This window comes from Bacteroides sp. 224 (assembly GCF_010500995.1).
In the GTDB taxonomy this organism is placed as follows: domain Bacteria; phylum Bacteroidota; class Bacteroidia; order Bacteroidales; family Bacteroidaceae; genus Bacteroides.
Map to the genome: position 1 here is coordinate 121,759 of NZ_QVMK01000012.1, position 24,041 is coordinate 145,799.

The following is a 24,041-nucleotide window of genomic DNA, read 5'->3' on the forward strand; positions in this document are numbered from 1 at the left end:
ATTTAAACTCCTAAATTGGCACAATTCTGACAATAATAAAAACACTTGTGAGAGTGAAGAAACACGTTTCGTTCTTTGCTCTCCCATATTTCGCTCAACGATTGATTAAAAATATTCCCATAAACATAAGGATTGAACATATTGCAAGGGGTTATTGTGCCATCATGTAAAATACACAATTCTTTGTCTAACGCAGGGCATTGTTTCATCGATCCATGCGTTTTTGTCTGCCTTTCCGCTTTCAATTTGATTCCTGCAAGTTGATCGGGATACAAATATTGTAAATTTGAATTTTCGTATAATTTTCGGACTTGCTTAAACTGTTCTATAATTGTTTGGTAATTCAGTTTTACACTATCAACAAATGGTTCAATACCCTCGTCTCTACGAATTGTATTATACAAAATATGACAATTATTTTCAAAGGCAAATTGTGCCATCTCATATATGCGAAGTATATTTGTTTCTTGTATTGTAAAAACAATAAATGGTCTATTTCGTAAAGTTTTCAGTTGTTTGATATTAGATTCTATAAATTGAAAATTTGCTCCTTTTCTAATTGCAGATAATTCATTTGCTTTTGGACTGTCCATCGAAATGAAAAGTTGAACACCATTTGTAATCAAAGCATTGATTATTTCATCATTGTTGAATGAGAAGTTGGAAAATAGATTGATATTTAATTGCGGAAAATACAACTTTGTATAGTTTAGAATTTTCACAAAATCAGGGTGAATTGTACTTTCTCCGCGACCATTCAACCTAATTATTCTTGTTTTCTCTCCTATTTGGTGTAGCAGGGTTCGGTACTTGTCAAATGACAAAAATTTATCTTTATTGAATGGGTTCGTTTCTTTGCCAAACCCACACATTGTACAACTCAAATTGCAGTTAAAACTTAATTCTATAATTATTTCTTCAAAATTCATGATTCTTTTATATTGCATTTTAAAACTTTGCAAGGCAAATTGCAAACTGTCATTTTTTTACTCACAAATAATGTATAATCAGAAATCAAAATATCATCAATTCTCTGAGTGTGCAAATTTCCAAGCGGGTTATGGCATTCTTTGATCCATGATTGCTGAAAACAAGTAAATACATCTCCATTTTGCATAATTGAAAGATTTCTATTTACTGAAAAACATTGTTGTCCTTCATTTGGTGGAATTATTTGTTTAGCTTCAGTCTCCGACCAAGAACCATTAAAACCATCAGAAATATAGTCTTGAATAGAATGATAAATATTTTTCTGTTTAGCATATTCTGCAACTTGGGCTATATGCGATTTTGTTTCTTTTGAATATACAGATTGAATACTAATCTTGCTGGGATTTAGGACTGTTGTTGCATGTTCTAAATTTTGAAAAACAATGTCGTATGAATTTGTTCCTCTCACAAATTTCCAAAATTTTCTATCCAAAGTGTCTATGGAGAATACAATATGAATGTTGTAGTTTGCGATTTTATCAATGAAATTTTTATCTGCTAAGACTCCGTTTGTAACAATTGTCGTTCTTATGGAAGTTTCAGAAATTCCTTGAAGTATGTCACAAAATTCCATTTTAAAAAGTGTGGGTTCTCCGCCAACTATACAAAACTCTTTTGCTGTTGAAATACTTTTCAAAGCAGTTATAATTTTTTCTACGGGCAATCGTGTGGCATTGTCTTTATTCTTCCAATGAGAACATTTGGTACATCGTTGATTACATTCGTTAGTAATCATATAATATATGCTTGTTACTTTGTAAAAATTATTTTTCATTTTTTTTCATTATGGCATTACGTTTCCCTATATTGCCTACAACGTCCGTCAGCTTGGTGCTGTATCCCGAAGGGTATTGCACCAAACTGACAGTTAGCTGAAGTCGTTCTTGAAAACGGCTTTTTACAGTCGGGCGGATCAAGTTATTGCAACTAAAACATTGGATAAATTTCCATAAATTCCCGATTTATGAAGTTTAATTCCAATGGTAAAAGTATAAAAAATCTGCTTAACTTTATGATTTACAAGAAAAAGGATTGACTTTGTCGTTTTTTTCTTGTAACTTCGCTCAAGCTTTTCAAGCGATCAGCTTGTGAAAATCGTAACTTTTCAGCAAATCTCTTTTGCTAAGCTTGAAGCGAGAAAATCTATCCTTGATTTTCCCTAAAATGAATCCAATCTCTCAAATACTTTTTTAGTTGCAATACGCGCTCGATTGCAGCTAACGTCCGGCGGCTTGCTGTAGTGCGGGGTTCACAAATGTTCACGCGAGCGTGAACGCTTGAAAGTCCGACAGGACTTTCTGCGGGCATATGCCCCGCATTACAGCAAACCGCTTGTTGCCCGTTCGGCATTGTTTATAATTCCTTTTTCATTGAATTGTTCTTAATTGCTTTTCGACATCTTTTTACTCGTTCTGCATTATCAAAACTTGCTAACCCTAAATCAAAAAAGATAGAATCTTGTAACTTAAAATCTCCCCAGCGTAATTTCCTATCAACTTTTTTCGCTCTATCAAAAAGTTCTTCAAAATCATCATCAACTTGCAATTCACGCCTTTTAGCTTCTTGATATGCAGTTGCCAATATTTTTAATTCTGTTTCCAATTCAGGTTGTTTCAACTGCGAGTGTTGTTCAAAGATATTTTTTAATTCTTGATATTTCCCTTGGTCTGAATATGCAGTCAGAAGATCGAAATAGAATTTATGTCCCAAATTTTTGTGTTCACATAATTTCATGGATTCTTCCATATTATGTTTTGTTGCATAGTTTCTTACCAAGGATGATTTAGTTATTGATACTTCATATCTATTGGTTGCAGGCTTGCTTTTTTTGAAATATTTGAAGTAATTTTCGACATCGCCTTTCATCGCAAAATGTTTGAGAAAGATTAGATAGCCCATATCAAAATTATCCTCCTCTTTGAATATGATTGTTTTTTTGAAATTTGGAATAAATTTTTCAGCCGTTTCAATATCATTCAAAACAACACAATTGCTTATAATATGCTTAAGAACGTGATTAAATATTATATCGTCATTCACAATTCTTTTTGCAAAATCTAATATTTGTATTTCATCATAATTTGCAAAATCAAGTAAGACTAAAAGTGCATCGAGCCAATCCAAGGAATATGTGATAGATTTTTTTGGGCAATCTCTTAGCATATCTTCGAAAGAGTGTCTGTCGCCATCTTTGTAACCCAAATCTCCAATCCCTAAATTTCGCCCTTGATAGGGGAGTTTTGAAATTTTGCGTAATGTAGATAAAACGAATTTATCATTACCTTCAACTTTTTGACTTCCATTGGCTCTGTTATTGTTATTTAATGCTTCTATACAAAATAGTATAGATTGCTCAAGTTCTTGTTTCATATATTATACCAATCATACCTAAATTTGGAAATAGTATGCACTTTGGAGTAACACACTATTTCTTGTCTAATTTTCAAAAGTACTAAATATCTGAAAAACGACCTAATTTATAGCACAAAACCTCTATTTAAACTTCTCCATATTCCTATTTCCAAGAATCTTACTATCACATTAAAACATAACATTAGCGTTCACATAACCTCAAGATAGAAAACTGGTAACCTATCTTGGAAAAGTATAAATAATGCAGGTTAAGCCCATATACGATAAAAGTATATTTCTTTGTGCTGAAATCTATTTTCATTTCACCTACAAACTATTATCTTTCCAGGCAAAAGTTATTCGTCCACCCGCGGGTGGACGCAACGTACTCCACGGGTGGACGCAAAGTACCCCGCGGGTGGACGCAACGTACTCCGCGGGTGGACGAATAATTTTCAGAAGGAAATAAAATAGATTTTGCATAAAAAACAAATAGATTACGCATAGAAAATAAATAGTTCTCTTAATCCAAATAACTTATGAGATATTATATGATTCCCCGAAAAAAATCTTCAAAAGCTTTGGAATATTAAACAATATGCTTAATTTTGCCCCATAATTCAAACAAAACGTATGAAAGCGAATTTAGTAAATACATGTTGGTGGCGCTACTTACACTCCATAAAGTCGTAAGGTAGCAGTCTCGTGTATATATACTAAATCAGATAATATTATAAAGAGCCCTGTCGCACCTGCGACAGGGCTCTTTCTGTTTTATCGTATTTACAACATCCAAAAATATAAGAACTTATGAAAAATTATTTAGCAGACTCAAATGGCTATTACGGAGAATTTGGTGGTGCATACGTACCTGAAATTTTGCACAAGTGTGTAGAGGATCTACAAAAAACATACTTAACCGTATTGGAAAGTGAAGAATTCAAGAAAGAATATAATCAGTTACTTCGCGATTATGTAGGCAGACCTTCCCCACTCTACTTAGCAAAAAGGTTATCCGAACGATATGGCTGCAAAATTTATCTGAAGCGAGAAGATCTAAACCACACCGGATCTCACAAGATAAACAATGCCATCGGACAAATTCTCCTGGCACGCCATATAGGGAAAACAAGGATTATCGCCGAAACAGGTGCCGGACAGCATGGAGTAGCCACAGCAACTGTATGCGCACTCATGAATATGGAGTGCATTGTATATATGGGTAAAACAGACGTAGAACGCCAGCATATTAATGTGGAGAAAATGAAGATGCTCGGCGCCACCGTCATACCGGTTACCTCGGGTAATATGACATTGAAAGATGCAACCAATGAGGCCATTCGTGACTGGTGTTGTAATCCTTCAGACACTTTCTATATTATTGGTTCAGTAGTAGGACCTCACCCCTATCCCGATATGGTTTCACGCCTTCAATCAGTAATCAGCGAGGAAATCAAAAAACAATTAAAAGAGCAGGAAGGCAGAGAAAATCCCGATTACTTAGTGGCTTGTGTAGGAGGAGGAAGCAATGCGGCCGGCACTATTTATCATTACGTAAACAATGAAGAAACGAAGATTGTACTTGCGGAAGCTGGGGGTAAAGGTATAGATACAAAATTCACCGCTGCTACCATCTATCTGGGAAAAACAGGTATTATACACGGATCGCGCACCTACGTTATTCAGAATGAAGACGGTCAGATAGAAGAACCTTACTCTATCTCTGCCGGATTAGATTATCCCGGTATCGGACCAATTCACGCAAATTTGGCCGCTCAAAAACGTGCTTCCATACTTCCTGTAAATGATGATGAAGCCATTGAAGCAGCCTACGAATTGACTCGCCTTGAAGGAATTATCCCAGCCTTGGAATCTGCCCATGCCATAGCTGCCTTAAATAAAATCAATTTCAAATCTACAGATGTGGTAGTTCTTACTGTATCGGGCAGAGGCGACAAAGACATTGAAGTATACCTGGAGCATAATTCCATCCATAAAAATCAAAACTAAGTAACATGAAAACTTTTACATACAAAACCCACTGCAAACAAATACTAGGAGATATGCATACTCCCGTCAGTATCTATCTTAAAGTACGCGATCTTTACCCACAATCTGTACTTATGGAAAGCTCCGATTTCCATGCAGGAGAAAACAGTCTTTCTTTCATCGCGCTCTGCCCGATGGCAAGCATAGGCATCAACAGAGGAATTGTAACTACAACTTATCCGGATAACACTAAAACAGATACTCCCCTATCCGATACATATACAGCAGAGGAAGCACTTAACGGGTTCATCAATCAATTTAAAGTCGAAGGAGAACATGCCGATTCCTGTGGATTGTATGGCTATACCACTTTTAATGCTGTAAAGTACTTCGAGCAAATACCCATTAAAGAAAGCCATGATGAAATGAATGACGCACCGGATATCTTATACATATTATATAAGTATGTGCTCATCTTCAATCACTTCAAGAATGAACTTACATTAGTTGAAATGCTTTCGGAAGGAGAGAAAGACAGTTTATGCCAACTGGAGAATGCCATTGAAAACCGCAATTACGCTTCTTACAATTTCTCCGTAACAGCTCCAATGACGAGTCCCATCACCGATGAAGAACATAAAGCCAATGTTCGCAAGGGAATTAAACATTGTTTACGCGGAGATGTGTTTCAGATCGTTCTTTCACGCAGATTCATACAACCTTATGCGGGCGACGACTTTAAAGTATACCGTGCTTTGCGAAGTATCAATCCTTCTCCTTACCTTTTCTACTTCGATTTTGGTGGATACCGAATTTTCGGTTCTTCTCCCGAAACACACTGCAAAATAACGGAAAGACATGCATACATAGATCCGATTGCAGGTACTACACGCCGTACCGGAGATGCCATGAAAGATAAAGAATTAACAGAAGCTCTTTTAAGTGATCCTAAAGAAAACGCTGAACATGTAATGCTGGTAGACTTGGCGCGCAATGATCTTAGCAGAAATTGTCACGATGTACGAGTAGTATTTTACAAAGAGCCGCAATACTACAGTCATGTCATTCATTTGGTTTCCCGCGTTTGTGGCACATTAAATGAAGATGCAAATACCATAAAAACATTTATTGATACCTTCCCTGCCGGAACTCTTAGTGGTGCTCCCAAAGTACGTGCTATGCAACTTATTAGTGAAATAGAGCCACATAACCGGGGAGCATACGGAGGATGTATCGGTTTCATTGGGCTAAATGGAGAACTAAACCAGGCAATCACTATCCGAACGTTCGTAAGCCGAAATAATGAACTTTGGATACAAGCCGGTGGAGGTATCGTTGCCGGAAGTCAGGAAGAAAACGAACTTCAGGAAGTCAATAATAAGTTGGGTGCATTGAAGAAAGCAATCGACATGGCTGTATCACTTAAAAACTAATCTGTACAACAATGAAAAAGATATTAATACTGGATAATTACGATTCATTCACCTTCAACCTTTACCATTTGGTGAAAGAATTGGGTGAAACACATATAGAAGTACATCGGAATGATCAAATTAGCGTGGAAGAAGTAGAGCACTTCGACAAGATTATCCTCTCTCCCGGTCCCGGAATTCCGAAAGAAGCAGGTTTACTACTTCCTATCATAAAACGATATGCTTCTTCCAAAAGTATATTAGGCGTTTGCTTAGGTCACCAAGCCATTGGGGAAGCCTTCGGAAGCAAACTCGAAAACCTGAAAGAAGTATACCACGGATTACAAACACCTATATATATAATAGGTGAAGATCCAATCTTTACAGGTCTTCACAAAGAGATACTTGTAGGTCGCTATCATTCTTGGGTAATCAGTCCGGAGAACCTTCCTTCCGAACTGATAATAACAGCCGAAAGTAAGGAGAAGCAAATTATGGCCATCCGTCATAAAGAATATGATATGCATGGCATACAGTTTCATCCGGAATCCATTTTAACACCACAGGGAAAAACGATTATCCAAAACTTCTTAAGCAAATAAAATCATGAAACAAATATTATATAAACTCTTTGAGCACCAATACCTCGGACGTGAAGAATCCCGGGAAATCCTCCAGAATATAGCGCTGGGCAAATATAACGATGCCCAAGTAGCCTCGCTTATTACAGTGTTTCTGATGCGTAACATCTCGGTAGAAGAATTATGCGGCTTCCGTGATGCCTTACTGGAAATGTGCATACCCATAGATTTCAGCGATTACAAGCCTATCGATATTGTAGGTACCGGTGGAGATGGAAAAAACACATTCAATATATCAACTTCTGCCTGTTTTGTGGTAGCAGGGGCCGGATATCCTGTTGTGAAACATGGGAATTACGGTTCCACTTCCGTTAGTGGTGCAAGTAATGTGATGGAACAACATGGAATCGCATTCACGAATGATATTGAGAAATTACGCCGTAGTATGGACGCATGCAATATCACATACCTACATGCTCCTCTTTTTAATCCGGCCATGAAAGCAGTGGCACCGGTCCGCAAAGCACTGGCCGTACGTACCTTCTTTAATATGCTTGGTCCGTTAGTGAGTCCGGTGAAACCGACTTATCAACTGCTTGGCGTATACAACCTCCCATTGCTTCGCCTTTATAGTTATACCTATCAGAAAAGCAACACACAATTTGCTGTAGTACATAGCTTGGATGGGTATGATGAAATATCCCTAACCGGAGAATTTAAAGTGGCAACCTCAGCCTCCGAAAAGATATATACTCCTGAAAGTTTAGGCTTTATCCGTCATCAAGAGCACGAACTATATGGAGGAGAAACTCCGGAAAAAGCAGCTCGCATTTTCGATCAGATTATGAAAAACAAAGCTACAACGGCACAAAAAAATGTAGTAATCGTAAATGCAGCTTTTGCCATTCATACAATTTCACCAGAGAAAAATATAGAAGAATGCATTTCAATAGCCCGGGAATCATTGGAAAATGGAATGGCGCTGGAGGTATTCAACAAATTCAAATCAATTAATCAAGGATAAATCATGAATAAAGTAAAGGATATATTATCAGAAATCATTGCCAACAAACGATTTGAAGTTGAGTTTCAAAAACGTTCTATTTCTTTGGAACAGATACAAGACAGTTTGACCGATATGCAAAAGCACCGTTCTATGAAAGAGGCATTAGCAAATTCTAACTCTGGCATTATCGCTGAATTTAAAAGGAAATCGCCCTCGAAAGGGTGGATTAAAGAAAACGCAGAAGTGGAGAAAATAGTACCGTCTTATCAGGCGGCCGGTGCATCCGCATTATCTATACTCACCGACGAGAAATTCTTCGGAGGTTCACTCAGAGATATTCGAAGCGTACGTTCTTTAGTCAACATTCCGATTTTGCGGAAAGATTTCATTATTGATGAATATCAACTTTATCAAGCTAAAATAATTGGAGCCAATGCCGTGCTGTTGATAGCCGCTGCTTTACACCCTGAGCAATGTGTGAAACTGAACACAATAGCTCACGAATTAGGACTTGAAGTATTATTAGAAATACATAGCGAATCTGAATTGGAATACATAACTCCTGAAATAGATATGGTTGGCATCAATAACCGGAACCTGGGAACATTCTATACAAATATTGAAAACTCTTTCCGATTGGCAGATCAGCTTCCCAAAGATACATTGTTAGTGTCTGAAAGTGGCATCTCCGAAGTAAATACTGTAAAAGATTTACGTAATAAAGGATTCAAGGGCTTTCTTATCGGAGAAACTTTTATGAAAGAAAGCGATCCCGGACAGGCTCTCAAAGAGTTTATAAACCAAATAAATCAATAACCCGAAACTGTAGTTTATGATAAACGGAAAACTGATTAAGGTTTGCGGTATGCTAAATGGAGAGAATATCCGCGAAATAGAAAACTTAGGAGTAGATATGATTGGATTTATCTTCTATCCTAAATCTCCGAGATATATCATGGAGATGCCCCACTACCTACCCCAAAAAGCCAAAAGAGTTGGAGTTTTTGTCAATGAGGATAAAGAAACTATTAAGATTTTCGGCGATCGTTTTTCATTAGATTACATACAATTACACGGAAAAGAATCTCCGGAATATTGCCGCACATTAAAAAGTAAAGGAGTAAAAATAATCAAGGCTTTTTCCATTGCACACGAAAAAGATTTAGAAGAGGTCTATCTGTATGAAGATTCCTGCGATTATTTTCTTTTCGATACCAAATGCAAACAGTATGGAGGTTCGGGCAGTCAGTTTGACTGGGGTATATTAAAAGCTTACCAAGGCACAACACCCTTTCTATTAAGTGGGGGAATCAATTTATACAGCGTGCGGGAACTAAAGGAATTCATTCATCCACAGTTTGCAGGTATAGATATCAATAGTCGCTTTGAAATAAAACCCGGCTATAAAGATATGAATAGAATTAAAGCCTTTCTTGAACAATTTAAAAAATAAAAAACATTATGAATAGAATTAATCAATTATTTAGCAAACAGCCTAAAAACTTATTATCAATTTATTTTTGTGCCGGACATCCTACATTGAATGGTACCGCTGAAACCATTAAGGCATTAGAGGCCAACGGAGTAGCTTCGATAGAGATAGGAATCCCTTTCAGCGATCCAATGGCCGATGGAGTAGTCATTCAGAATGCAGCCACACAAGCCTTAAGAAACGGAATGTCTTTGCGTCTTCTTTTTGAACAACTGAAAGACATCCGGAAAGAGGTAAAAATACCTTTGCTATTTATGGGGTACCTTAATCCAATCATGCAATTTGGATTCGAGAAATTCTGTCAAAAGTGTGTAGAGTGTGGCATAGACGGAGTTATCATTCCAGACCTTCCTTTTAAAGATTATCAGGAAACATACAGAGAGACAGCAGAAAAATATGACATCAAAATAATCATGCTTATTACACCCGAAACCAGTGAAGAGCGTATCCGGGAGATAGACAACCATACAGACGGATTTATTTATATGGTTTCTTCTGCTGCAACCACAGGCTCTCAGAAAGAATTTAATGAGAACAAACAATCTTATTTCAAAAGAATAAATGATATGAATCTCAAAAATCCCCGGATGATTGGTTTTGGCATTAGTAATAAAGCAACTTTCGAGGCTGCTTGTCAATATGCTTCGGGTGGAATTATTGGTAGTAAGTTTGTTACATTACTCGAAGAAAACAAGAATCCGGAAACAGCTATCAAAAAACTTATTTGCCTACTGAAAGAGTAAGATTACATATCGACAATATAAAACTTTCTCTGAGTAGAAAAGAACGACTAATAAATCATTCTTTTCTACTTTTTTTTTCATCGAAACCTCCGACTAACCTAAATATATACAAAAACATATTATATATTTGCATATATATTAGCAATAAAACCTGTATAAACCCTACGTTCTTTAATATGAAAAAGAGTATCATGTTAATAGACGATAAGGCATCTATAGCCAAAGTCGTAGCTATTTATTTAAGCAAAGATTACAACTTTATTTATTTTGAAAATCCCGTAAAAGCGATTTCCTATCTGCAAAAAGGCGAAGTGCCCGATCTTATTATATCCGATATCCGCATGCCGGAAATGATGGGAGATGAATTTCTTCATTACATGAAAAACAATGAATTATTCAAATCGATTCCAATTATTATGCTCTCCAGCGAAGAAAGCACTACGGAAAGAATAAAACTACTTGAGGAAGGTGCAGCCGACTATATTCTTAAGCCATTCAATCCTATGGAGCTTAAAGTCCGTATAAAAAAAATCATTGAATAAGGACACCTGAGTATGCATTTTATTTACATTGGTAAAAATAAAGATACCATTGAACATTTTTCTCATTTAACAGAAAGTAAATTTCGCACTGCTTCTAATGGGAATAAAGCGATTCTGTTAATTGAAACCATTCATGGTAAAAAGAATATTGTAGTCTTCTATGAACATGGACAAATAGATCGGGATATTGCAGAAATTAAAAAGATAAGAAGGAAATTTCCTCATATCTACATGGTATTGGTTATTGATTGTTTTGATAAAAATGATAGTTTAAGTTATCTGAAAGCAGGGATAAACAATACAATTTCTTCGAAGGCGGGAATAAAGACTATTAACGAAATTTTCAACTTTCTCAATATCAGAAATCAGGAAGAACTTAACATCGAGAGAAAGGAAAACATACAAAAATTCACCCTCCCTTTGTGGAAACGCTGTTTTGATATCTTCTTTTCCGGAGTGGCAATTATCTGCTTGTCGCCAATACTAATTATCACTGCGTTAGCCATCAGAATTGAGAGTAAAGGAGCTGTTATCTACAAATCGAAACGAGTAGGAAGCAATTATAAGATCTTCGATTTCTTAAAATTTCGTTCCATGTACACAGGGGCAGATAAGCATTTGAAAGATTTCAATAACCTCAATCAGTATCAACTTGCTGAGGAAGAAGAATCGCCACAATTGCTGTTTGAAGATGATGATTCCTTAGAAATAGACAAAGACACTGTACTGATATCTGACGACTTTGTTATTTCCGAACAAGATTACATTACCCAAAGATCTAAAGAACAAAAGAATGCATTTGTTAAGCTCGAAAATGACCCCAGAATAACTAAAGTCGGACATTTTATACGTAAATACAGCATTGATGAGCTCCCCCAGTTATTTAATATATTAAAAGGAGATATGTCTGTAGTGGGTAATCGTCCTCTTCCGCTTTATGAAGCAGAATTGCTAACCAGCGACGAATACATTGACAGATTCATGGCACCAGCCGGACTCACCGGACTTTGGCAAGTAGAAAAGCGCGGAGATTCCGGACGGATGTCGGCCGAAGAGCGTAAGCAGTTAGATATTAAGTATGCTAAAAACTTTTCTTTTTGGTTGGACATAAAAATTATTCTTAAAACAGTTACTGCGTTTATTCAAAAAGAAGATGTATAGTTAATCTCGTTCTCTATGGAAATATTAACAACAGTTATTGCAATAATAGATGGGGTATTATTCTTTTGTATGGGGGTTTCTGTTATTTATCTGTTCATTTTTGCATTAGCTTCCACATTTAAACAATCTACCACATATCCTACTGCAAAAAGAAACCATACATTTGCCATATTATTTCCGGCATATAAAGAAGATAAAGTGATAGAATCTTCCGTATCTTCCTTCCTAAACCAGAATTATCCCAAAGAACTTTATGATGTGGTGGTTATCTCCGACCAGATGAAGGATGAAACCAATGAAAAGCTCCTCAGTCTGGATATCACATTACTTAAAGCCAATTATAAAGATAGTTCCAAAGCGAAAGCCTTGCAATTGGCCATGAATAGATTAGATGAATCAAAGTATGATGCTGTGATAATTATGGATGGAGATAATTTAGTGGAACCCGATTTTCTGGAAGAAGTGAATAAAGTTTATGATACCGGAATTATTGCCATGCAAACACACAGAATGGCCAAAAGCAGAAGCACAACTACCGCCCAATTAGATGCGGTAAGCGAAGAAATAAACAACTCTATATTCAGAAAAGGACATGTGAAATTAAAATTCTCTTCTGCCCTTATCGGCTCAGGTATGATTTTTGAATATAAGTGGTTCAAGAAAAACATCTTCATGACTTCAACCGCAGGAGAGGATAAAGAATTAGAAGGCATTTTATTAAAACAACGGATATACGTTGAATACCTTGCACAAGTAAACGTATATGATGAGAAGGTTGCTAAAGATGCTGCTTTTTATAATCAACGCCGTCGTTGGATTGCTTCTCAGTATGGAGCATTATTAAACGCTTTACCGGATCTTCCCCAAGCCATATCATCACGAAATTGGGATTATTGCGATAAGATTTTTCAATGGATGATGTTACCACGTAGTATATTAATTCTCGGTATCGGATTTTTCTCTATTGTAACACTGCTATATGAGCCTGCTCTTTCAGTCAAGTGGTGGTTATTACTTATTTTCCTTGGATTAACATTGTGCATAGCCATCCCTCGATATCTAATTGACAAGAACTTTTTTCATTCAATAGTAAAAATACCATGGCTTGCTTTTCTTATGTTTCTTAACTTTTTTCGCTTGAAAGGAGTCAACAAAAAGTTTATTCACACAGATCACGGAGAAGAATAATTTATGCATCCTAAAAATAAGAATATGGATACAAATAACCTGAAAGAGAAAATCAAGCAGCATCCTTTTTTAAAGAAGTGTATTCATAATTTTATTATGCATCCTGTAAAAACCAGGCCTCAATGGTGGATACGTATGTTTAGTTTCGTATACCTAAAAAGAGGTAAAGGCTCTGTTATCTATCGCAGTGTACGCAAAGATTTACCTCCTTTCCGCAAGTTTTCACTCGGAAGGTATTCTGTAATAGAAGATTACAGTTGCTTAAATAATGCCGTGGGCGATCTTATCATCGGAGAATACACACGTATCGGATTAAGAAATACCATTATTGGCCCGGCAATAATAGGAAATCATGTAAACCTTGCACAAAACATTACCGTCACAGGACTTAACCATAATTTCGAAGACGTGCAGACACCTATTGACCAACAAGGAGTAAGCACCAAACCGGTTATTATAGAAGATGATGTATGGATTGGAGCAAATGCCGTAATACTGCCGGGTGTAACCATCGGAAAGCACTCGGTAGTAGCAGCAGGAAGTGTTGTGAGCCAATCTGTACCTCCATACTCTGTATGTGCCGGAATTCCTGCTAAGATAATGAAGCAGTATGATTTTGACAGTAAAGAATGGAAAAAAGTTCCTAAGAGTAATTATAAATAGGGAGTATTCTACTCACAAATACCCATTCAAGGTGATTGTATACTTTCTGAAGGTAGAGTATCTTTGCAGTATCAGAATTTATTAATTAGTCATAATTTTATTACGTAACCACTTTAAGTAAAATGAGATAAGATCCCATCGAAGTGATTCGCTGGGATTTTTTGTTTATATTATATATAAGTTCCTATGTTTGTATTTGAGCAACATACAATTCTTTTTATTTAATATCAAAGGTTTTTAGAATTTTCACTGTAAATAACAGAATGCAACCGAATAACCCTACTTCATCTTCCGATTCACCGCCAACGGCCCATTGTCATGACTTTGTGCCTTCCGAATGCTTCCAAAAGAACGCCTGAGTCTGATCTGCTTGTTGGATGTTGACATACTTTCCATAATGGTCTGTTTGAACTCGGCTGAAAGTTGATTATTGGTCACTTTCAAATAGTAAAGTCGCTCACTAAAAGCACCTCTCAGCCGACAGGTAGAGATCACTACAATGAAAGTAGAAAGGCGACGGTTTCCTAACACCACTGAATTAAATAAATAGTAGTCATGAAGATAAATACCAATGCCTAACTGCTTTCTGAAAAAACGGTTACCATTCAAGTATTGTTCCGGAGTTTTTCTTATGAAATACTCCATGCTGGAAACATCATTAGGGCAAGCGCAGATGGTTTCTACTCTTCCCCACTCTTCGACGGGACCTTTCAGGCAGATTCCCAATTTTAGAAATTGCAGAAAGGTGCTTAAGGGGTATGTGTTGGTTGGCATATTTTTATAGCATTATCAAAACTCATAAGCTGACTATTCTTGTTATTTATAATCCATAATCTCTTGGAGTTATCATCAATTTTTCCATCAAAATATTATTTTTATCAAAAAACTCATAACAAAACACCACTTTATAATCTCGAAGTAATGTAAAAGTTCCTCGTTCTTTCAATCGATTTATCAACATCTCTTTTTTTATCACTATTTCTTCTTTGGTAGCATCTAAGTTTTCTGCTTTTACAGTATATTTCAGAGTATCAGGGTATTCTGCACTTATTTTTGTTATATAGATATTTTTAGCAATAGAAATGGGCAAAGTATCTTTACTAGTATTAACTAATTGCATTAAATATGAATACCCATTTTCTAGTTTAGTGGGCTGATATGTATTATAATCTTCCGGAGTGTATTTAAGATTAAGTAAAATATGCTCTTCAGTATCTTTATAGCGATAAATAATAGTTGCATTACTTTCTCTGATTTCTTTCATTTTAATATTGGTCGCAATATTATAGAGGCTATTTTCATTTATAAATTTCAGGTATTCACTATCTTTGAAAGTATCCATAGAATATGTAGTTCTATAATTAAAGACAAGAGTATCGCCTGTTGCTTTTGCATTTAAGAGTAGCGTATATTCATCCATTTTTAAAGGACAGTCTTTATTTATATTTAATGCACATTTTTCGATTGTGGAAATATTATTACATTGAGAAAATGAAAATATGACACAAATAGAAAAATAGAATTGAATGGCGTTTTTTTTGAATAACATAAATGTATTATTTAAGAAAGTATTACTCATTGTTAATTGCAGAGTTTATTTGATTAGACATTTTTTCACCAATAATTGAACTTGTAGACTCATTCATTATTATGAAAAAGTAATACAATGGTTTATAATGTTTTACGCTAGATCCCACTGTGTTTTCCAAAAAAGAAGAGCCTGAACCTATCGCAAAACCCGTTCCAACATTTACTGCATTATTTTTGTTGAAACTTCCAAATTCAAATACACTTTTTTCCGAAAATGGGCGAACTCCTATTAATTCACCAGCAAGGGAACCAGTTAAGGGATCTAAGCATGCAGCAGCCGCAACAGTTGCTAGGTTAGTTTCTCTTCCTTTTGTTCTGGCTTCTATAAAAAAACTGACACCAGCTTTTAGACCCCACATTTCTGTAGAGACAGTAATCGGAACAGTTGCAACAAGGCCACCCACCGCCACTGCTTTCATGGGTATTTGTTGCGCCCCCTGATAAGCTGTTGGATCTCGTTTTTGTATATCAGAATGAAATTTAGCAATAGGGTCAATAGCTCTAATTTCTCCTGGAGAACTAAATTCCTGCTTTTTAATATTGTAAACTCTACGGTATTCTACTGTTTCTAATTCATTATATATTTCCAAGGGGATATCATCCAAATATATGGGAAATAATGAATCGTTCTTATTTAGTTTCATCAATAAATGCTCGCATCTCATTCTTAGATTCTTAGTTCCAGATGAATCAGAAAGAAATTCAAGCTCCTTTCTTCTTAACTCACTTATTTTTTTCTCTAAAAAAGATCGAAATTTGGCTTTCACACCATTCCTTTGAGTATTAAATTGCATGATCTGCTCTTTAATTCTTATATCCGCATCATCTATTCTTATTGCGTCACAAGCCAATGACAAGGGTACAAATTGCTCATGGTGTTCAATTTTATTAACCATTGCATAACGAGTGAACTTATTATTACTGTTATCTAATGCCTTAGTTTCAACAACCACTTCTGGCAGGATAAAGCTTATCTCTCCACTTTTATAATGAACGAAACCTATATAGGATTCGTTTCTATTTATTTTCTCCCAGTAAACAGCTTCCGGTATAATGGGATATTTTTTGTTAGGATTACTCATTCTATCCAGAAATTATCATATTCAATCCCATTAATCATTAATCTCTCAGGCGAAAGAATCAAATTAGTTTGTAACCCTCCACTAGCATTCACATTTCGATTAAAGTTAATGCAGTTAGCTCTAAAAAAATCAATTCTTAAGGGAGCACTACCTGTTTCTATTTTAAAATTTATAGAGCCATCTTTTTCTTTTCTTGATTTGATAGCCCATTCATAGAAAGTGTCAGGCAAAGCCTCGGTTAAAGTGAGCATAAGTTGGCCACCTCTGGTTTCGCTTTGAGGTTCTCCTTTATCATCCATTGGCTGGCTAAACCCAATCTTAAATTGTTCTATTTCGTATTCTCTTCCATCCATCTGCAACCATGCAGTTACATTACTATCTATTTGCGGAAAATTGAATATTGATCCTATTTTATTTAACATGATACTCTTCTTTTATTTATTAATCCATTTACTTTCGTAGCTATAACGACCTATGGTCATTTTCTTTACACTTAATACCAACGACGTGGAAATATAGGCATTTCCTGTTTTAATATAGCTTATTTCCATTGAAACACAAGCAGCATCAAATAATTGTATTTTTTCCAATGGAATTCCTGAGTCATCACAAAAGACAATCATCCCATCTAAGTATTTACGTGAGTTTAATGACCATTCTATCAACTCTTTGGTTGGAATGGAAGGTATACTTATGTCCACAATCCCTCCAGTTGTATTAGATTGCACTTGCCCTTTATTATCTATACTCTTTAGAAAAGAGTAGTTACATTTAGATAATTCATAACCATTTTTCATTAGATTAAGCATATTAGTTCCTTCAGCAGAAGTCCCCAATTTCAAAAACGCATTGTGTGAAAACATAATCTCATATTTTTATTTAGTTAATATTCCAAATCAATTCTCCATGCTCATCCATCCCAACCATCAACCTATCTCCATGCTTCAACTTATTCCCCACAATCAATCTTGATATGGGTCTTCTCAAATAGGTTCGGATAGTCCCGGCTATTTGGCGCGCACCATACTTAGGGGTAAATCCTCTAGACGACAACACCTTGCGAATCTCTTCGTCAATCTCCAATTCAATGCCTTGCTTTGCCAGTGCATCTTCCAGTCCACGAAGTTGAATGTTGAAAATCTTAAGCAACATCGTTTCGTTGATGGGCGAGAAGGGTACAATCTCCGAGAGGCGAGCCAAGAACTCCGGACGGAAATATTGCCCCATCACTTCCATTAGTTGAGCAGTTTCGGGAGTAACGCCTTTACTGAGTTGCTCAGTAAGCCACTGACTACCGACATTGGAGGTAAACAGAATGATGGCGTTAGAGAAATCACCCTCCTTGCCCAGGCGGTCGTGCAGCTTACCCTCATCCATAATTTGCAGGAAGATATCGTACACCGATTGATGCGCTTTCTCAATCTCATCGAAAAGCACCACAGCGTAGGGTTGCTGACGGATTTTATTAACCAATAAACCACCTTCTTCATAACCCACATACCCCGGAGGAGCACCATAAAGCAAGGCTGCCGAATGTTCTTCTTTAAACTCGGACATGTCAAAACGAATCATCGCTTTCTCGTCATTAAACAGTGTCTCGGCCAGTGCTTTGGCAAGCTCGGTTTTTCCTGTTCCGGTAGGTCCCAACAGGAAGAAAGAACCAATTGGCTGACCGGGTTTATTAAGTCCACTGCGTGATTCGAGAATAGCATCTACCAATGATTTGATGGCACCATCTTGTCCTACCACACGGCGGCGAAGCAAATCTTCCATATTGAGCAAGCGCTCTTTTTCCTGAGCCTGCACCTTTCCAATGGGGATACCCGTTTTTGAAGAGATAATAGCAGCTATTTCATGTGGCTGAATAGACGTTATTTTTTCTTTGGAAAATTCGCGTAAGACATCCAATGTCTGATTGATATAATCAAATAACCTTTCTGATTCTTCTATCTCTTTTACGTCTGTTTCATCGGTAATGATGCCCAACAGAATAGGGCTTAAACGGTTTTGAATGGAGAAATGCAAAAAACGAAGATCTTCCAAACGTTCTTCTTCACTCTTTTCTACAGCACCTTCAATACCGGCTAGTTCCTGAGTAAAGTATTGTATGTCAGCTTGCGCTGTTTCGTTTACCATCTTGGTGGCCGACATCGTTCTGTCCATCAGGTCGATCGCTGAGTCGGGCAGGCGGCGATCTTTATCATAGCGCTTGGCCATGCGCACGCATTCTTCTATTGCTTCAGGCGATATTTCCAGTTGATGAAATTCGGCATAACGAGGCAATACGGAATGCATCATCAATACTGCCGATGCGATATCCGGCTCATTTACCTGCAATACTTCGAAGCGACGACTGAATGCATGATCGGGCTCTATCAGCTTACGATATTCATCAATCGTAGTAGCACCAATCACCGTTAGATCGCCTTTGGATAATTCAGGTTTCAGGATGTTGGCGGCACCGGCATTGCCTTGTTTGGGATCAAGCAATATATGTATTTCATCAATGAAGAGAATAGCATTATCAATGCCACGTATCTCTTTGATGATGTTTTTAATACGGTCTTCGATCTCACCTTTGTAAGTGGCGCCGGCAATGAGTGCGCCTGTATCCAGCTCAAAAACAACTGCTCCTGCCAGATAGGGAGGTACTTTGTTGTTCACGATATCGTATGCAAGTCCATCTACCAGCGCTGTTTTTCCTACTCCGGAATCTCCGATAATCATCACATTGGGTTTGCTGTGGCGCCCCAATATTTCCATCATCATACGGGTTTCTTTATCACGGCTTACGATGGAGTGTATTTTCAACTCTTGGGCTTCGGCAGTTTTGTCTACACAATACTTCATCAGGTTTACCATAGGCATCGCTCCATTTTCCTCGGAAGATACAAACGAAGAGGAAGCATTTGACAACCCAATGGCCGATGCGGTTTGCTTTCCGCTGGTGTAGAGTTCGTAGATTTCATTCTCCCGGAGAGGGAATGATTTCAACTGGTCGGGGGTGAAGCCGACATTGGGGTGAGACAGAGCAGTTAGTACGCAAATGGGGTTAATTTCGAGTAGCCCCAATTTAAGCCGTACATTATCTGCTTCCTCGAATATATTTGGGATTCTTTCATCTGGTTCTATCTCGGCTACGACTCCCGATTTGGGAAAATCTTCGATACGCATCTCTGCCCATTCTTCGAAATAACCGGAATCTTTGTCCATGCTTTCAAGAAAGGGCTTGATACCTGTTTCTTTATGCAGAAGAGCTTTTAATAGGTGTGCAGCACCATAATGTGCATTATAATATTCGCGAGCTATGGATTTTGATATCCGGATAGCCGTTTTTACTGAGTCGTTTAAGTTTATGAAGTCCATTGTTAATTAATATTTAATAGGCAATACAACCAGCGTATCCATTTTATTGTCAGTTCCCGATATCTTAAATTTAATACTATCTCCTTCCAGCAATGTTTTTGTAAGCTCTGGATGCTTTTCTTTAAACTCCGAAAAACTCCCAATTGATAATGTGTCTTTTCCTTGAATTTTCCCACGTTTTTTCATCTGTTCAACATATTCTTTTAATTCAGATTGTACAATGTCCGATTGATCTATTTCGTGACTAGGATATACGATGATTTCCTGAATTTCAGGAGCAGCAATTGCTCTATAATTCTTATAATGAGGCTTGATTCTAACTAAAGAATCTTTTATTTTTTCGTATAAAAGACTTGCTGCATTCCAATTTCCTCGAGCTACCATGTATTGTTTTCTACATTCTTTACAATAATAGTAGTTAATAGAATATATCTTTCTTTTTACAGGAGATGAGTTTTTAAATTTGAACACAAATGGAAAATTCACACTAAATACTTTATTATCATCAAGATCTGCCCGAATGATAACAGGGTATTTTGAATATGTTTGTTCTACAAAAACAGTTTCACTTAAAGATTTTGTGAATCTGCAAGACGAGAGCAAACATATTATTGAAAATAGTATCAACTTAATCTTCATATTCTTTAATAAAAAAAGTTTCTATAACAGTTATTGGTTTCTCACTTATTGGATGTTCCATTTCTCGGTACAAAAGAGTTATTGTTTTATTTCTATCACTATCACTTGCATCCATTATCTCATATATATTTTTAAATTTCCCATGAATTATTTGAGAAGCTATTGTTGGAGAAATATCTAGCAATTCATACCCTAGATTTTTAAATTCAGGATAAGCGTTGCCTCTATTATTAATTACCTCATTAACCTTACTAACTCCTTCAAGTTTTGCTTCATTTAAGGTAATTTCTATTACATTTTCTTCCGTTTCATTTAAAAATAAATCTATTTTCTGAGTTTTTTCATAAGCTACTATTCCAATAGCATCCCATAGAAAATTGTAACTTGTTTTATGAAAGATCATAGGTATAGGTGAATTGGGATCTGGATTCATACCAAATTTTATCAGATCAAATACATCAAAGATATCACCTGTATGTTTTAACAGGCCTTTTATATTAAATAAATTTGATTCATATTTATTGACCCAATATCCATATTGGTCAATTCCTTTAGATGTATGTACAACTCTTTGGCCTCCCTCAACTATTGAGTAAGTGAAATGCTTAGATTGCTTGGTTTCTATTAATAGTCCTTCATTTGTAGAAATTGTAATTCCTTCTATTCTGCTGTTATTTACATATCTGGATTCTCCCACATTGTGTATCGTACCCATATTATCTACAAGAGTTCCTTTCGCCATTTTATTTAACGCATAGGCTTTGGCTCCTCGTTCTATTACATTTATAATTTCTCCGGTAACCTTATCTCGTACAAAATCACAAGCCTGAACTAATAAGAGATGCATTAATTCACCATTAACAGAATATAATTCAGGAAAACCTTCGTCTATTGGGGAAGGCTTTATGTATAATTCTCTGTTTGAATAATCAATTCTTAAAATAGATTTTATTTTCTTTTTCTTTATGCTATCTGTATAAGTTGCCTTCCAGTATAAATCCCGATGTTGTATTTTAGGACCTATTACCCAGGCTTCATTTTTCAAATCAGAAGCCCAGTTATCTGGCAGATATAGGTCTATAACTCCTGTGTTATTTTTAATTTGAATCCTTTTTTTTATTTCTTTTCCATCAAATTTGCTATCGTCCGAGAATGTATCTTCATCGAATAATTGCAAATCCATTATTCCATTAAAGATACCTTTTGTCTCAATATGGAAATAAACGGTGTCATCCAGTCGAGCTCTTTTAATTTTATTTACACCTTCTATATCAGAACTCCAATAACCGTTTATTATTTGAGGTTCAACAATAGGTATAGTGGCTTGACATTTGCTATATTCATTTGTTGCTATTGCATTTAATTTTCCCATGCTCTGACTATTTATAGTTAACTGTAGAATCTTCTGATGTTATTTCAAACTTGTTCATGATAATTTTATTTTTTATTCTCAATGCCTCGGAGATTTCTTTCTCTTTCACGACCACTCGATAATTAAAATTAGCTGGCGATATTCGTCGCAAACGTATCAAAAAGTCTTTAAGAACCCCTTTTTGCTTAAAATACGCTGTAGATTGAGTCTTTGGAGTTATTTGTATTTCCATCACAATAATAATCCCTTCTTTTAATTTATGACTAATAATAGCTTTATGCACTACATCTACCTTTTCTATATATCTCCCAAGTTCCAATTTGCAGAAACTAAGAATATTGTACTTAGTCAGGATTCGCCCTTTAGAACTTAAATAGAAATTGCTTATTTGCTTTAAGCTATTCGAATCACCAAAGCTACGTCCTCCACTAAGTGGTGTTAAGAAATAGGCATCCGATTTATTCAAAATCGGCACACTATTGGCTGTTAGTCCGGATTTCTGGATGAACTCATTTAATAATTCACTATGTGTAGTCCAATAATTTGTAGTAATTAAGTTTGCTTCCTCGCCGGGGCAAAGGCTTAACAATGCTGAGTTTGATAAATCTCTTAAACGATTCTGTAAAACCCTACCGGTGTCTTTGTCCTGAATAGAAGATAAAACATTCAGGACATGGATTATTTTCTCATTATCAATCGCCGGGAAAGAACTTCGCTCTTCCTGAACGATATCGGCTAAACGCTCTAAATAGTCAATAATACGTGGGTCGTCTACATTGGTTTGCCGAACTGTTTCCAACATATAGCTACATTTTTCGTGAAGCTGATCTTCTCTTTTGTAGGTCTTTCCTGTATTGTCTGAAATAGATTCAATTTCAAGAAAATTTTGTTTTTCTTGAGAAGGCAAAGAAATCACATTACCAAATTCAACGTCTTTAATAGAGCATGTATTATACCTGCGATTGATAACCGGGATGGCATTAAAAGCGATAGATATTTTTTTAAGATCCTCTTGCTCAAAATTTGCAGGAAACTCAACTGAAATCCAATATAAAGGAGGTAAAGAAGAGCTTTCTTCTTCTCCAAAAATATCAATTAAATCATAGGGCAGTTTTCTTTTAGGTATATTCTTAAACTCAATGGGCGAAAGAATTGTTTGGTAATGATCTTTGTAATAGGCCAACACCTCCGATTCAATAATGCTCACATCTGTGTGTTTGGCTATTGGAAAACCGACTGCGCTTTTCAAGATCTCACCATCAATAGACCATTTCAATTGAGACATAATCTCATAGTACAGGTGGTGATCTTTCAGATGTGGAAAGTCTAAATAGAAAACAAGATTATTCAATGTATCAAATTGAGATAGGGTGGTCAATCCAATCCAAATTGTATTATATTTGGCTCTTTTTTTAGAATGCGCCATTATTTTACGCTCTTTTTCGACAGACCATAGTGTTTGATCACAAAATAGATGAGTTATTTCTATATCATGAACCGTTGCAGTTGTTGCCGGTGTAAACACTATTTTAGATTGAAATCTATGCTTTAGTCTTTCCGGGAGCTCTTTGAAAGAAAATTCAACATGTTTGTCTATTTGATACATGGGTACTGTAGTACTCACTTTCAATACACTATGGCTTGGTCGTTCGTAATTGAATCCGGGAGGAAGCAGATGTTTAACCAACTTATCTGCGATTGACATATCAAGTTCTTCCAACCGGTTATCAATTAATGATAATTCGTGGCTGACAGCCTCAATCATTAAATGAACCAGAGAAGGCAAATTATTTATATTCTGCACATCCCAGCTTAAGTCAATATAGTGTAATATGCGCTTGGCTATAGCCTCTTTTGTTTTCATCATCGTGTA

23 protein-coding genes are annotated in these 24,041 nt (G+C 36.2%); 11 read left to right on the forward strand and 12 right to left on the reverse strand.

Features of this window, described 5'->3' with window-relative positions; all coding sequences use genetic code 11:
- Positions 1-2: 2 nt before the first annotated feature.
- From D0T60_RS07975 to D0T60_RS07985, 3 genes are all read right to left on the reverse strand, one after another.
- A complete protein-coding gene (locus tag D0T60_RS07975) occupies positions 3-929 on the reverse strand; it encodes a radical SAM protein (RefSeq protein WP_163217634.1) in 927 nt (308 codons plus the stop codon).
- On the reverse strand, positions 926-1,765 hold the full coding sequence (locus tag D0T60_RS07980) for a radical SAM protein (RefSeq protein WP_163217635.1): 840 nt from the start codon (positions 1,763-1,765) through the stop codon (positions 926-928). The genes D0T60_RS07975 and D0T60_RS07980 overlap by 4 nt, the downstream gene beginning before the upstream one ends.
- Before the next feature lie 578 nt (positions 1,766-2,343).
- Positions 2,344-3,360, reverse strand: a complete 1,017-nt coding sequence (locus D0T60_RS07985; RefSeq protein WP_163217636.1) for a hypothetical protein — start codon at positions 3,358-3,360, stop codon at positions 2,344-2,346.
- 792 nt (positions 3,361-4,152) lie between these two features.
- Here D0T60_RS07985 and trpB point away from each other — a divergent pair.
- From trpB to D0T60_RS08040, 11 genes are all read left to right on the forward strand, one after another.
- Complete coding sequence (trpB, locus tag D0T60_RS07990) at positions 4,153-5,352, forward strand: tryptophan synthase subunit beta (protein WP_163217637.1); 1,200 nt, start codon at positions 4,153-4,155, stop codon at positions 5,350-5,352.
- A 5-nt stretch (positions 5,353-5,357) separates the two neighbouring features.
- Positions 5,358-6,764, forward strand: coding sequence for an anthranilate synthase component I family protein (locus tag D0T60_RS07995; protein ID WP_163217638.1), 1,407 nt, complete (start codon positions 5,358-5,360; stop codon positions 6,762-6,764).
- A gap of 11 nt (positions 6,765-6,775) precedes the next feature.
- Complete coding sequence (locus tag D0T60_RS08000; RefSeq protein ID WP_163217639.1) at positions 6,776-7,345, forward strand: aminodeoxychorismate/anthranilate synthase component II; 570 nt, start codon at positions 6,776-6,778, stop codon at positions 7,343-7,345.
- Between the two features lie 4 nt (positions 7,346-7,349).
- Complete coding sequence (trpD, locus tag D0T60_RS08005; RefSeq protein ID WP_163217640.1) at positions 7,350-8,348, forward strand: anthranilate phosphoribosyltransferase; 999 nt, start codon at positions 7,350-7,352, stop codon at positions 8,346-8,348.
- Between the two features lie 3 nt (positions 8,349-8,351).
- Positions 8,352-9,146 (forward strand): indole-3-glycerol phosphate synthase TrpC, encoded by a 795-nt coding sequence (gene trpC / locus D0T60_RS08010; protein WP_163217641.1) that lies wholly within the window; start codon positions 8,352-8,354, stop codon positions 9,144-9,146.
- Between the two features lie 16 nt (positions 9,147-9,162).
- Positions 9,163-9,783, forward strand: coding sequence for a phosphoribosylanthranilate isomerase (locus D0T60_RS08015; RefSeq protein ID WP_163217642.1), 621 nt, complete (start codon positions 9,163-9,165; stop codon positions 9,781-9,783).
- Positions 9,784-9,791: 8 nt separating this feature from the next.
- Complete coding sequence (gene trpA, locus D0T60_RS08020; RefSeq protein WP_163217643.1) at positions 9,792-10,565, forward strand: tryptophan synthase subunit alpha; 774 nt, start codon at positions 9,792-9,794, stop codon at positions 10,563-10,565.
- A gap of 176 nt (positions 10,566-10,741) precedes the next feature.
- On the forward strand, positions 10,742-11,107 hold the full coding sequence (locus D0T60_RS08025; protein ID WP_163217644.1) for a PleD family two-component system response regulator: 366 nt from the start codon (positions 10,742-10,744) through the stop codon (positions 11,105-11,107).
- Positions 11,108-11,119: 12 nt separating this feature from the next.
- Positions 11,120-12,268, forward strand: a complete 1,149-nt coding sequence (locus tag D0T60_RS08030) for a sugar transferase (RefSeq protein WP_163217645.1) — start codon at positions 11,120-11,122, stop codon at positions 12,266-12,268.
- Positions 12,269-12,283: 15 nt separating this feature from the next.
- Positions 12,284-13,456, forward strand: a complete 1,173-nt coding sequence (locus tag D0T60_RS08035) for a glycosyltransferase family 2 protein (protein ID WP_163217646.1) — start codon at positions 12,284-12,286, stop codon at positions 13,454-13,456.
- 24 nt (positions 13,457-13,480) lie between these two features.
- On the forward strand, positions 13,481-14,119 hold the full coding sequence (locus tag D0T60_RS08040; RefSeq protein WP_163217647.1) for a DapH/DapD/GlmU-related protein: 639 nt from the start codon (positions 13,481-13,483) through the stop codon (positions 14,117-14,119).
- A gap of 279 nt (positions 14,120-14,398) precedes the next feature.
- On the opposite strand, the gene D0T60_RS08045 is transcribed toward D0T60_RS08040, so the two are convergent.
- Genes D0T60_RS08045 through D0T60_RS08085 form a run of 9 tightly spaced genes read right to left on the reverse strand, consistent with a single transcriptional unit; the run spans position 14,399 to position 24,035 of the window.
- Positions 14,399-14,893, reverse strand: coding sequence for a hypothetical protein (locus D0T60_RS08045; RefSeq protein ID WP_163217648.1), 495 nt, complete (start codon positions 14,891-14,893; stop codon positions 14,399-14,401).
- Between the two features lie 46 nt (positions 14,894-14,939).
- Complete coding sequence (locus D0T60_RS08050; protein WP_163217649.1) at positions 14,940-15,698, reverse strand: hypothetical protein; 759 nt, start codon at positions 15,696-15,698, stop codon at positions 14,940-14,942.
- The gene (locus D0T60_RS08055; protein ID WP_163217650.1) at positions 15,691-16,791 is read right to left on the reverse strand and encodes a hypothetical protein; all 1,101 of its coding nucleotides are present in this window, start codon (positions 16,789-16,791) and stop codon (positions 15,691-15,693) included. The genes D0T60_RS08050 and D0T60_RS08055 overlap by 8 nt, the downstream gene beginning before the upstream one ends.
- Positions 16,788-17,213, reverse strand: coding sequence for a type VI secretion system tube protein TssD (gene tssD / locus D0T60_RS08060; RefSeq protein ID WP_203558304.1), 426 nt, complete (start codon positions 17,211-17,213; stop codon positions 16,788-16,790). Before tssD (D0T60_RS08060) ends, D0T60_RS08055 begins: the two co-directional genes overlap by 4 nt.
- A 12-nt stretch (positions 17,214-17,225) precedes the next feature.
- The gene (tssD, locus tag D0T60_RS08065) at positions 17,226-17,654 is read right to left on the reverse strand and encodes a type VI secretion system tube protein TssD (RefSeq protein WP_163217651.1); all 429 of its coding nucleotides are present in this window, start codon (positions 17,652-17,654) and stop codon (positions 17,226-17,228) included.
- Positions 17,655-17,670: 16 nt separating this feature from the next.
- Positions 17,671-20,157, reverse strand: a complete 2,487-nt coding sequence (locus D0T60_RS08070) for an ATP-dependent Clp protease ATP-binding subunit (protein ID WP_163217652.1) — start codon at positions 20,155-20,157, stop codon at positions 17,671-17,673.
- A 6-nt stretch (positions 20,158-20,163) separates the two neighbouring features.
- The gene (locus D0T60_RS08075) at positions 20,164-20,796 is read right to left on the reverse strand and encodes a hypothetical protein (RefSeq protein ID WP_163217653.1); all 633 of its coding nucleotides are present in this window, start codon (positions 20,794-20,796) and stop codon (positions 20,164-20,166) included.
- The gene (locus D0T60_RS08080) at positions 20,786-22,168 is read right to left on the reverse strand and encodes a hypothetical protein (RefSeq protein WP_163217654.1); all 1,383 of its coding nucleotides are present in this window, start codon (positions 22,166-22,168) and stop codon (positions 20,786-20,788) included. The genes D0T60_RS08075 and D0T60_RS08080 overlap by 11 nt, the downstream gene beginning before the upstream one ends.
- Before the next feature lie 7 nt (positions 22,169-22,175).
- Entirely contained in the window at positions 22,176-24,035 is a 1,860-nt protein-coding gene (locus tag D0T60_RS08085; protein ID WP_163217655.1) for a type VI secretion system baseplate subunit TssF, read from the reverse strand.
- Positions 24,036-24,041 lie beyond the last annotated feature (6 nt).